This is a genomic window from Dorea sp. 210702-DFI.3.17, from assembly GCF_020560825.1.
GTDB classification, from domain to species: domain Bacteria; phylum Bacillota; class Clostridia; order Lachnospirales; family Lachnospiraceae; genus Dorea; species Dorea formicigenerans.
This window is the reverse complement of sequence record NZ_JAJCNB010000015.1, coordinates 1-12,652: the sequence shown is the minus strand read 5'-3', so window position 1 is coordinate 12,652 and position 12,652 is coordinate 1. Positions and strand designations below refer to the sequence as shown.

The 12,652-nt window shown below is 39.8% G+C and carries 9 protein-coding genes; 2 read left to right on the top strand and 7 right to left on the bottom strand.

The window, feature by feature from the left end:
* Positions 1-190: 190 nt before the first annotated feature.
* Positions 191-1,120, top strand: a complete 930-nt coding sequence (locus tag LI149_RS08830) for an AraC family transcriptional regulator (RefSeq protein ID WP_227143236.1) — start codon at positions 191-193, stop codon at positions 1,118-1,120.
* A 121-nt stretch (positions 1,121-1,241) separates the two neighbouring features.
* On the opposite strand, the gene LI149_RS08825 is transcribed toward LI149_RS08830, so the two are convergent.
* The 7 genes from LI149_RS08825 to LI149_RS08795 all read right to left on the bottom strand — a co-directional run bounded on the left by LI149_RS08825 (position 1,242) and on the right by LI149_RS08795 (position 11,467).
* Complete coding sequence (locus LI149_RS08825) at positions 1,242-2,126, bottom strand: carbohydrate ABC transporter permease (protein WP_117650553.1); 885 nt, start codon at positions 2,124-2,126, stop codon at positions 1,242-1,244.
* 17 nt (positions 2,127-2,143) lie between these two features.
* Entirely contained in the window at positions 2,144-3,049 is a 906-nt protein-coding gene (locus tag LI149_RS08820; RefSeq protein ID WP_117495875.1) for a carbohydrate ABC transporter permease, read from the bottom strand.
* 153 nt (positions 3,050-3,202) lie between these two features.
* Complete coding sequence (locus LI149_RS08815; protein ID WP_227143235.1) at positions 3,203-4,495, bottom strand: ABC transporter substrate-binding protein; 1,293 nt, start codon at positions 4,493-4,495, stop codon at positions 3,203-3,205.
* A gap of 283 nt (positions 4,496-4,778) precedes the next feature.
* Entirely contained in the window at positions 4,779-5,504 is a 726-nt protein-coding gene (nagB, locus tag LI149_RS08810) for a glucosamine-6-phosphate deaminase (RefSeq protein ID WP_022279411.1), read from the bottom strand.
* Between the two features lie 31 nt (positions 5,505-5,535).
* Entirely contained in the window at positions 5,536-7,467 is a 1,932-nt protein-coding gene (locus LI149_RS08805) for a DUF5107 domain-containing protein (RefSeq protein ID WP_227143234.1), read from the bottom strand.
* Positions 7,468-7,981: 514 nt separating this feature from the next.
* The gene (locus LI149_RS08800) at positions 7,982-9,691 is read right to left on the bottom strand and encodes an ABC transporter ATP-binding protein (protein ID WP_168933367.1); all 1,710 of its coding nucleotides are present in this window, start codon (positions 9,689-9,691) and stop codon (positions 7,982-7,984) included.
* A gap of 3 nt (positions 9,692-9,694) precedes the next feature.
* Positions 9,695-11,467 (bottom strand): ABC transporter ATP-binding protein, encoded by a 1,773-nt coding sequence (locus LI149_RS08795; RefSeq protein ID WP_173786190.1) that lies wholly within the window; start codon positions 11,465-11,467, stop codon positions 9,695-9,697.
* A gap of 182 nt (positions 11,468-11,649) precedes the next feature.
* Between LI149_RS08795 and LI149_RS08790 the strand changes: the two genes are divergently transcribed.
* Positions 11,650-12,561: a LysR family transcriptional regulator gene (locus LI149_RS08790; protein WP_005334640.1), complete on the top strand. Its 912-nt coding sequence runs from the start codon at positions 11,650-11,652 to the stop codon at positions 12,559-12,561.
* Positions 12,562-12,652 lie beyond the last annotated feature (91 nt).

Here is a 12,652-nt window from a genome sequence, read left to right as displayed (position 1 = left end):
AAATCCTTCTACTTATTATTGATGTCTTTTATCACTTGATTATTGTAGTATAAATTTGTACAAAAATCTTTATCATATTTCACTCATAATTTATATTATCTGCTTCTATTTCTTGCAATTTTTAATACATACGTTATAATTATTTATAACATTTGTACAAAAAATACAATTGCGCAAAGGAGACTTTAATATGGCATACAATGGATTTTTACCGGAGAATGTAATCAACATCGGTAAAATATACAGTATTCATTATTTTGAATACATGAGCGATTTTTCATTCGAAGGTGAAAGCCACGATTTTTGGGAATTTATCTGTGTAGATAAAGGAGAAGTTGAAGTGACCGGCGGTGATAAGAAGTTTATTCTTCACAAAGGTGAAATTGCTTTTCATGAACCTAATGAATTTCATAATGTTACAGCTACTGGAACGATCGCACCGAATCTGATTGTTATCTCCTTTCAATGTGATGATAATGCTATATATTATTTTCGCAAAAAAATTTTGAAGATGGATGAAGTAGAACGCAATCTTCTGGCAAGCATTATTTTTGAAGCCAGACATACCTTCCAATGCCGGCTGGATGATCCATATCTTCAGAATATGCCGCTTAAACAGCCACCTGACATCTTCGGCTCACAGCAAATGATCCGTCTGCTAATAGAACAGTTTTTAATCCACCTTGCAAGACGTTACTCAGCCTCTTACACCAGCGTTGTCCGTCCAAAAGACACTATGCCTGCAGCCAAATCAACAAAATCCAAAAATGACATTGAAGTCTACAGTCTGGTCACCGAATACATGAAAGAACATATTCGTTCTCATGTCACTATTGAACAGATCTGCAAGGACAACCTGGTCGGCAGATCACGACTGCAGAAGATATTCAAAAATCAATGCGGACTTGGCATCATCGACTATTTTTCGAAGCTGAAGATCAACACTGCAAAAGAACTGATCCGATCCAGACATATGAATTTTACACAGATTTCCGATTATCTTGGATATACCTCCATTCATTACTTCTCAAGACAATTCAAAAAAGAAACTGGAATGACACCGTCTGAATATGCATCTTCAATCAAGGCAATGTCAGAAGGGAAGTTTGAGGAATATTAGTGGAAAATAAAACAGAACATTACTAAAAAGCAAAGGAATCTGTGTGCGAATCATCAGTTAATTTTTAATAGCTGGATTCGAAAACAGATTCCTTACTTTATATAATATTCTTTTTATGTCTCTAACCTTTAATTCCTCCGGTAATTCCTCCGATCAATTTCTCTGACAGGAACAGATACAGGACAAATGTCGGTGCAAATACAATAATTACTGCCGCGAACATTCCAGCCCAGTTTCCGGTGTACTGCATGGACTGCAACATTCCATAAAGTCCTACGGCTACCGGACGTAATGCATCGTTGTTTGCAAAAATCAGTGACAGGAAATACTCATTCCAGATATTAATGAAATTGAATATTGTCACTGTTACCAGTCCGGACTGAGCCATCGGGAACATAATCTTCCAGAAAGCTTTTGCCGGAGGACATCCATCAAGAGCTGCTGCCTCTTCATATGTACTGGAAATATTTGCAAAGAAAGTAAGTAAGAAAATCGTTGTATATGGAATATTAATTCCTACATACAAGAAGATCAAAGTTACCTTACTTGCTGCAACATTATTCAGAATTCCAAGATTTGCTACAACTCCAAACAATGGAAGAACGATCATCGTGATTGGAATACCCATCGCAGACACTAAACTTGTCTGGATAATTTTATTCCCGATAAATGTATATCTCGCAAGGACATATGCTGCCGGCGCACAGATCAGGATCAACAATACACAAGATACTACTGCATAAAGGAGGGAGTTTGTAAAGAATGTTGCAACTCCGCCACTTCCCCATGCCTGCACATAATTTTCAAAGTGTAGTCCCGACGGGAATTTCAATGCTTTTCCTGCAAAGATATCTGTTGTAGTAGAAAGACTGGCTGCTATGATCCATCCAAGTAACATGAATGTAAATGCCACCCATAAAATTACTATAATATATCCAGGAGCGAGCGCCATTTCATGTTTCCAGTCAATTTTCTTTTTCACTTTTATTTTTTTCTCTTTTGCCATCTTGCGTCTCCTCCTTTCTAAAATTCTAAGTCATCCTCTTTAATCAGTTTATTACAGATTGTAAAAATAACTACAATACAGATGCACAAGATAATACCGATCGCTGCTCCATATCCTGCATTTCTTTCTGTAACTGCATTTCCGGCTCCAAATGTCTGCATGTACATGTACTGTACCGGGACAATAGTTGCCTCATCTGCTGTTACAGTTGAGAACATCTGAGACCACACAAAGAATGCCGCTGTACTTACTGACCACATCGTAATGTTCGTCTTAAATACTCCTTTTAATAAAGGAAGTGTCATATGCTGGAATTGCTGTGGCCTGTTGGCACCATCAATGGTTGCCGCTTCATATAGCTCTGGACTGATTCTCTCAATTCCACTCATCCAGATCAGCATGTGATATCCAATCATTCCAAAGCAATATGCAAATAACAATGCTCCGAATTTGTGATCTGTATCCAGCCATGCTGTCTCTGCCAGTTTATGCATACCGACCGCATCAAGAATAGATTTTAGTAATCCGAACTTAGAACTATATACATACTGTAACCACATAGTTGCAAGAGCTACCGCACTTACAAGGTTCGGAAGATAGATTACCGCACGAAAGAATTTCTTACCACGGATTCCACTTGTCAGGATAACTCCAAACAGCAGAGAAACAGAAAGTACAATTGCTCCACCGATTGCCCAGATTTTAAACAGGTTCAGCATAGACTTTCTAAAAATTGCAGTTCCAAATAATTTCTCATAGTTCTGTATACCTACAAATGTCCACAAATCTGTTGTGTCTGTAACGGAATCAATTTTGAAGAAACTCATCATAATCGTCCGGACGATCGGGTATAAAAAAACAATGAGGAAGATGATAACTGCCGGCGCTAGGAAGCCTACGATCATTTTCTTATTATTTTTCATCTCATTTCCTCCTTCTCGCATAATCTCAGCCATCTGCCTCATTCTTTTTTCAGATGTCCTGCGACCGTTTTCTTAAAAGAAATATGGCGGCGATGCCATAACCGCCCCGCCACCATATTATAATATGCATCTTATTTGATTATCTCAAATGACTTATTTTCCTGCTGCTTTTTTCATTGTAGAAATGAATCCTGCTGCATCTAATTTACCAGCTGCGAGCTCAAGTGCGCTTGTCTTTAATGTACCAGTCAGGTCATTGTTGCTCTCTGCGCCTGCTGCCCAGTCATAGTATGTTGTTGTCGCATCAAATCCAGCTTTTACTTCTGTAAGCTCTGTTGGCCATGCATCAGAATTTGCTTTGTCAGTTGGGATACAAAGAGCTTCTGTTGTCATCTCTTTGTCATAATCACCTGTTGTGATATAAGTAATCAGCTCAAATGCTTCGTCAGCCATCTTGGAATCTTTATTGATTGCAAATACCTGATTAGCAATGTTGTTAGCTGTATTGTCATCTGTTCCGTTCGGAACTGATGGATAGTTGAAATATCCCCACTCAAGATCCTCAGCTACAGAAGCTTTTGCTTCATTTGGAAGCCATGATCCGCAGATAACGATTGCTGCATCTCCAGGAGCAAATTCCTGATTCTGTCCTGCCGGATATACATTTGTCGCAATGTTCTTTGAGAAGTAACCTTTTTTAGCGAAATCTGCAAAGCTCTGAGCTGCTGCAAGAACTCTCTCATCATCCCATGTTACGTTCTGACCATTTACTTCTTCTCCGGTTACAAGAGATTTTACTCCATCCTGTCCAATATATCTTGCAAGATGATATCCGATAAATGATGTCATATAAGCATCGTCTGCTGTGATTGGGGTAATACCAGCGTCTTTTAATTTAGCGCATACTGCATCTAACTCATCCCATGTTGTAGGAACTTCTTTGATACCAGCTTTATCAAATAATGTCTTATTGTAAAAGAATCCGAAGATTGATGGCTGATATGGGATTGAATGAAGTGTTCCATCCTCATATGCTGCACGTGCAATTTTGAATAATGTCTCGTTTCCGTGCTCTGACTCGTAATCTTTTGCCACATCCTCGAGATCTAACAGATATTTTCCCCAAGATCCGTTTACACGGTTTACATCTTCATCGAACAGGTCGATGGTCTGCTTTGCATCGAGTGCAGGCTGAAGACCCTCACGCTGTCCGGAACGTCCCTTGAACTGAACGTCTACTTCTACACCTGTATCTTCTGTATACTTTGCAATCGCATCCTGGATTACTTTCGCCTGTGGCTCATCTTTACTCCACATAGCCCAGTATACAAGTTTCTTGCCATCTCCTCCAGATGACTTGGAATCGTTGGAACTTCCGCCACATCCAACTAACATGGTCGCAACCATTGCCGCACATAAAAGTGCACTGATTACTTTCTTTTTCATTCTTTTTCCTCCTATACCATTTTGGTAAATCGTTTTTAGTAATTTTGCAATTACTCTTTTCCCGTTGGATTCATTATGTCACAATTTTGCACAATAATCTTTATCCTAAAGTTTCATTAATTTGCACAATCTGCTCTAAAATGCTATTTTCAGCAAAATAACGGGCTGTTTTTTGTACACATTGTATAAATTAATATTTTCACAATCTTGTTATTTATTCTACATTACACAAATCATTAAGACCTATTATCGATTTTCATCTGATTATTTTATCCCTGATTCTTTATATCAGAGATAATGCTGCTTCATCTCCCACCAAAATAACATCATTATGCATCTGAAGGATTGATGCCGGCACACCTGGAATTACCGGTCCGAAAAATGCTTTCTTTACAATCTCTGCTTTGTCTTCCCCACTTACTACAACAAGAATCTTCTTTGCCTGCATAATTGTCTTTATCCCCATGGTATAAGCCTGTCTTGGAACATCCGTCGCCGAAGCAAAAAATCTTTTATTTGCCTCAATAGTACTCTCCTGAAGGTCCACACAATGTGTCCCCGTCTCAAATGCCTGTCCTGGCTCATTAAATCCAATATGTCCATTATGTCCCATTCCAAGAAGCTGAAGATCTACGCCTCCAAGGCTTCTAATCAGTTCCTCATAACGTTCACATTCTTTTTTACTGTCTGGTTCCATTCCATTGGGCAAATGTGTGTGTCTCTCCTGAATATTCACCTGATCGAACAGATGCTGATGCATAAAGTAATAATAGCTCTGTTCATTGGTTCCCGGCAGTCCTTTATATTCGTCCAGATTGACACTTGTCACCTCTGAAAAATCCAAGTCTCCTTTTTTGTACCAGTCTACCAGCTGACTGTAAGTTCCTATTGGCGTAGAGCCAGTTGCCAGTCCAAGTACACTGTTTGGTTTCAAAATGATCTGCGCAGAAATTATATTGGCTGCTTTTCTGCTCATATCCTTGTAATCTTTTGCTCTGTACACTCTCATAACATTTCCTCCATTTTTATAGACACTTTTTTTAATTCACTTTAAAATTATAGTAGTGTGGCAAATGCCCTTTTTCCCCGTACACTTTTTCGTGAAGGCTCTCCCAGATTGACTGGATATCGCTGTCTCCTTCCCGGATATCTGACACATCAATTCCATCGCCGTCATTCAGCAAATGATACGCCTCTTCATTTCTTTCTAATTTTGCAAGTGCTGCCACATAATAATATTGAATTCGTCCGTTCTTCTGATTTTCTGCGGTCTGTTTTTTATATTCTTCATCAATTTCCTTGTAAGCCCCACATTTTTCCAGAATCTTAAACCCTTCCTTCTGATAAGAGAGTCTCTCTCTTTGGAGCGCCATTCCTTCCATAATAAACTGTTTTGCCTTCTCAGGATCCGATTTCAGATACAGACACGCCAGTCCATGATATGCCCATGCATTGGATGCAAGATCAACCGATCTTACAAATTCATCTCTTGCCTCTTCTTTTCTTCCGGCAATCAGATAGCTGATACCAAGCTGATAATGTGCATACCAGTTCGCGGCATTGGACGCATCTTTTCCGACTGTTTTCTCTTCCAGATATGTCAGGAATTTCTCTCCATTCCAGAACTCGTCCGGCTCATCTTCTGGATTTGGCATATGTAGAATGCCTGTCTCAAAGAAATGTTTCCACTTCTTTAATGTTTCTGACTGATTCACAAATTCCAGATGGCCAGTTCTTTTTGTTTTTGGTGCAAATGTTCCATATCCGCTTCCTGCCTGGACTAGCTTTGCCTGCTTCTTTGCAAGTCCTTTTGTCTCTTCCAGACGTTTCATAAGTTTCTCAATCTCCTGATTTGCCTTCAGTTCCTCTGTCACCTTCTCATAACGCCATTCATGGGACTGTTCACATGCACCTGCACCAAGATCCACTGCTCCGTAGCGTTCCATCCATTCCCATGCAGTGTGTGGTGCCATCGGAATACAGCCATACTGTGTCTTTCCAAGTCCTGCCTGGATCTCCACATAACGTCCTGCACCTTCCGTCAAAAATTCCTGCCAGCGGTCGGAAGCATCAATATTTCCCCATGAAAATAACTTTCTTCCCTGTAGTCTTGGTGTTGAAAATTGTAAAAGTCCATATCCGTCTGGCGCAATATTGGCAATATATTTGGGTTCTTCTTTCGGAATATGGAAGAAATAATCTATACTGGTCGGAATCTTCTTATAATCTGTTACATCAATTCCATTAACAAACGGAATCTCTACTTTAAAACCATTCGTCCCTACCGCTGTAAATGCTTCCTTTGCCGGTACGACAAGGCGTCCCCCTTCATACTCCGGTACTGCCATGTTACTCCACCAGTACATCGGAATAACCTGATTGCTGTCATTAACAATTCTCATTCTGCAGTTCAGATACGGACAAGCCTCCTCCAGCCAGAAATCCATCTGCCAGATAACTCCCCGGATTCGCTCATATTCATACATACGAAGTACCGGATCACCTTCATCTGTCTGCGTCTTTGCTACATAAAGCGGCTCCGTCGTCAATGGATTATGGCCGATAATTCCAAGATTCCACTCGACACCTCCGGAAAACCATGCATTTCTAATAGCAAGGTTGCTAAATCTGAGCACATCATTCGTGTAAAGAAGATTCTTTCCTGTTTTCTTATCCCACAGCTCCCACAATCTTCCACCATATTCCGTAAGAAATACTGCCTTCAAATACTCGTTTTCCAGAACCGCCGTCTTTACATCTTTCTCATGCAGCTCTCTTGTATATCCATTAAGCTGACGATATGGAAACGCACTATTTACTTTGCCATATCCTTCATAAATCTCATCATCCTCGTCCAGATCAAACACAAGCGAATTCTGAGTTGTCAGTTCCCCAAAAAGATCCGGTACCGAAGACTCCTCCCCCAGTTCTGCAACTTTCATACGCTTCGTCTCAAATACTAGCCTTGTCATAATATACCTCCCACTTCATACAATTTTATTATTCACTCTACCTTATAACACACTCTTCTCCCTTTCAAGATGCTTTCTGGCAGTTCGTGTCTGGCGTAACGCACACCTCACAGCAAAATAACTCGACATTCCTGAATCAAATTTTCTCTATCTCACCTTCCATCATGGCATAGAATGATTGTATAATCTTTACACAATCTACACCTTTTTTTGCCATATCTGCGTCACCATGCACAAAACATTATCAAACAAATTTTCTAATTCCCTCAAACTTCTCACATTAAAATTTATTGTCGTAAAATATCGGCGAATAAAATTCGAGGCAGAATTCTCAGATAATTGTATAAATATCGTAATATCTGCGAGCATAGCTCACATGATTATTTACTGTTTGAGCCTGCCTTTCAGGCGAGTTTAAATAATCATGTGAAAATAAACGGCGCAGCAGATATCGATATTTATACATATCTGAGACTCTGCCTCGAAAATCTATCATTTTATGCAATTCTTTTTATTACACAGCCTGGAACTGACTGTTATACAACTTATTATAAAATCCTCCTTGTGCCAGCAGTTCTTCGTGTGTTCCCTGCTCGATGATTTTTCCGTCTTTCATAACGAGAATAAGGGATGCATTCCGGATTGTAGAAAGCCGGTGTGCTACGATAAAGCTTGTGCGTCCCTTCATTAATTTGTCAAATGCTTCCTGAATCTGCTGCTCTGTTCTTGTATCAATACTTGATGTGGCCTCATCAAGTATCAGCATTGGCGGCAGGCAAAGCATGACTCTTGTAATACATAGAAGTTGCTTCTGTCCCTGGCTGATACTGTCTTCATGAAGCACTGTATCCAATCCTTTTGGAAGACGCTCGATAAATTCCCAGCTATGTGCTTCTTTTGCTGCACAGATAATGTCTTCATCTGTGGCATCTGGTTTTCCAAATGCGATATTTTCCCGGACTGTTCCATCTTTGATCCAAGTCTCCTGTAGCACCATTCCATAGGAACCGCGAAGTGCATGGCGGCTGAGTCCGTCAATTGGCTTGCCGTCAATTTTAATGTTTCCTTGATCCACATCATAAAAGCGCATCAGCAGATTGATAAATGTCGTTTTTCCACAGCCGGTCGGTCCTACAATAGCAATCCGCATGCCGGGATCTACTTCCAGATTAAAATCTTCAATCAGGCGGTGATTCTTATCATAACTGAAGTCTACATGGCTGATGGACACATTTCCTTTCACTTCGTTGATTGTTCCTTCCACGTCTGGGGATTCTTCTTCTTCCTCCAGAAGATCAAAAATACGGTTCGCACACGCCAGCGCATTTTGCATCTCTGTAATGACAGAACTAATGTCATTGAACGGTTTCATATACTGGTTCGCATAAGATAACAACACGGACAGACCTCCAACTGTCAGAGCTCCGCCTGGTATCATAAATGCTCCTACAAGAGCAACACCTGCATAGATGACATTATTTACGAAACGCGTAGACGGGTTTGTCAGACTGCTGTAGAAAACTGCTTTCTGACTGTATTTTTGTAAATCTGCATTGATCTGTGCAAATCGCTCTGACGCTTTTTCTTCATATCCGAATGCTTTGACTACTTTTTGGTTTCCAATCATTTCATCAATGAGTGCCGTCTGATTTCCTCGAGTCTCACTTTGCTTATGAAACATTTCAAATGATCTGGAAGAAATAAATCTGGCAATTAAGAAACTCATTGGTGTCAGCACAATGACCAGAAGTGTGATCCAGAAATTCTTGGAAAACATAAAAATCAAAGTTACAACAATCGTTACAATTCCGGAAAACAACTGCGTAAATCCAAGTAAGATTCCATCAGACAAAATATCTGTATCTGCGATGATCCGGCTTACAATATCTCCGGAACTGTGACGGTCCAGATAAGACAGGGGCAGCCGCTGAATATGACGGATTGCCTGGGAACGGATATCCTGTACAATATGATAAGTCATATGATTATTGATCATGTTCATGATCCATGTTGCCAGCGCTGATATTGCCACTAATACAAGAATTTCTCTTAATAATATCCACATGGCATCAAATTGAACCTGATGCTCTGCAACAATCTGATCAATGGCATCTCCGAACAGGATCGGCACATATAATTGTAATATTACTGAAACGGTTGCAAGCAACACGCTCAGCACAAGAAATATTTTATATTTTCCAATGAATTTTAAAATCTTCTTCATCTTCTATGCCTCTCCTTTCTCGTCATAATTTATTTTTTCTCTTAATTTTTCTTCCGGGAATTGTGAATAATAAATTTCCTGGTAAACTTCACAATTTTTCATCAGTTCTTCATGCGTTCCCTGTCCAGCCAATTCTCCATTTCCAAGAACAAGTATTTTATCTGCCTGCTTAATTCCAGCTACACGCTGAGATACAAGAAATGTTGTCATCTTGCCTTCCAGACCATGGATTGCTTTTCGAAGCGCTGCATCTGTTGCAAAATCAAGAGCGCTCGCACTATCATCTAAAATTAATATCTCCGGTTTCTTAACTAAGGCTCTTGCAATGGTAAGCCTCTGTTTCTGTCCACCAGACAGATTACGTCCATTCTGCTCCAACTGGAAATCCAGCTTTCCCATCTTTCCTTCAACCACTTCTTTTGCCTGGGCAATTTCAATTGCTTTCCAGATGTCCTCATCTGTGGCATTCTCGTCACCCCATTTCAAATTGTCACGGATTGTTCCCTGGAACAGTACACTTCTCTGCTGAACAATTCCGACTTTCTCACCGATAGATTTTCTTGTGTATTCTGTAACATTTTCTCCGTCCATATAGACCTGTCCGTCCTGCGGATCATAGAATCTTGGGATCAAAGATACCAGTGTTGATTTACCACTTCCGGTTCCTCCGATAATACCAATCGTTTCTCCCGGCATCGCCTGGAAACTGATATCCTTAAGACTCGGTGCTCCCGCGCCCGCATAAGTAAATGTGACATGATCAAATTTAACTGCAGGTGTATGATTCTGCTTTTTCTCTTTCTGACGCATCTCATCGTTTACATATGTCATACTGGACTTCACTGCCAAAATTCCTGCCACACGGTCTGCGCACGCCATTGATTTGTTCAATGTAATGATCAGTGATGCTAATTTGATCAATTCAACAATTATCTGAAGCATATAGTTGTAAAGAGCAACCACTTCACCTTGCTGCATATTTCCCATATTAACCTGAATACCAGCGCGGTCAATCAAAATAATTGTTGCAATATTAATCAGCACATAAGTCACTGGATTTAAAAGTGCTGAAATCCTTCCGACAAAAAGGTTCAATCTCGTCAGTTCCCGGCTGCTGTCTTCAAATTCTTCTACAGATTGCTCTTCCCTGCAAAATACACGGATCACACGGACACCTGTTAAATTTTCTCTTGTCAGTCCTGTCACCTGGTCCAGTCCATTTTGCACTTTCTTAAATAATGGAATGCTGACCAGCATAATGGAAAATACAACAACGAACAATACCGGAATCGCAATCACAAATATCCATGCACATTTTACATTGATTGTAAATGCCATGACCATGGAGCCAAGTACGACAAATGGACTTCGAAGCAGAAGTCTCAGACCCAGATTCAATCCATTCTGAACCTGATTCACATCATCTGTCAAACGTGTGATCAAGGTATCAGTTCCCATGGTATCTAATTCTGTAAATGACAATGACTGAATATGATCAAACATTGCCTGTCTTAATTTTGCCGCAAATCCACAGCTTGCCTTCGCAGCAAAAAACTGTGCGGTGAAACTGCAGGCAAGTCCGACTCCCGCCATTAAGATCAATACAAAAAACATCTGAACCACATAACTTCGGTTATCCTGTGCGACACCGACATCAATAATCTGTGCCACAACTACCGGAACTAAAAGGTCAAAAACAACCTCCAGAAGCTTAAAAAGCGGTGCCAGAATACTTTCTTTTTTGTACTCTTTGAGATAAACTGCCAAACTTTTCATGTCTCTATTTTCCTCTCTCTTCCTGTTTCACGAATCTATGCCTATTATAACGCATATTCAGTAATATGCATAATATTCCTTTTATTGCTTTGTAATATATTTTTTATATTGCATTTGTAATACCTTCATTATAATATAGTGTTACATACGTTTTGGAAGCTTTCAAGAAATGGAGATGGATTATGGAACTTAGACAATTAGAATACTTTAGACAAATTGCAGATACACATAGCTTTAATGAAGCAGCCAGACATTTAAATATGTCACAGCCTCCTCTCAGCTATCAGATTCACCAATTAGAAGAAGAACTGGGCGTACAACTTTTTGAGCGGACAAGCAAAGGAGTTATTCTGACAAATGCCGGCGAAGTCTTATACGAGCGCGCCGGAAATTTACTTGATTATGCAGATTCTGCAAAGCTTGAAGTTACAAAAGCCGGAAAAAAGCGAGTTCTTCGTATCGGAATGACCTCAACAACAACTGCTGTAATGATGCCATTTATCTCTACATTTGCAAAAAAATATCCTGACGTAAACTTCGAAGTAAGGGACGGAAGTACCTATACATTATATAGTTATCTTATGGATGGAATTATCGATATCTCCGTTGCACGTACCCCGCTTCAGTTAAACAAAGTAAACTCTTTTACTTTATGTTCTGAGCCAATGATTGCTGTGTCAAACTTTTCAGCAAATCTCCAATCTTCTAATGCTGTCCCTGTCACAAATAATACTGCTACAAATTCAAATAGCAAAATGCTTTCTTCAAAAATAATACAGCTAAACGACCTGTCAAAACATCCATTGATTCTTTATCGCAGATATGAACGATTAATTCTTGATACATTTCATGCAAAAAATCTTGATCCTGAAATATTCTGTCTCTGTGATGACGCAAAAAGCGCTTTGCTCTGGGCTAAAGATGGACTCGCAACTGCCATTTTCCCCAAATCAATGCAGTCATTGTGTACAGGACTTCGAATTTATGAAATTGATGAACCTACTCTTATAACACAAATTGTATTAATCTGGAAAAAAGAAAAGAAACTTTCTCCTATCGTACAAGAATTTTTAGATGTATGCCAAAAAAAATAATTCAAGAATGTCTCGGCATTCTTGCTGCGAGGTGCCCGTCATGCAATTGCATGACATACTTCTACTGCGCACCTCTGCAATCCTGCCGGAG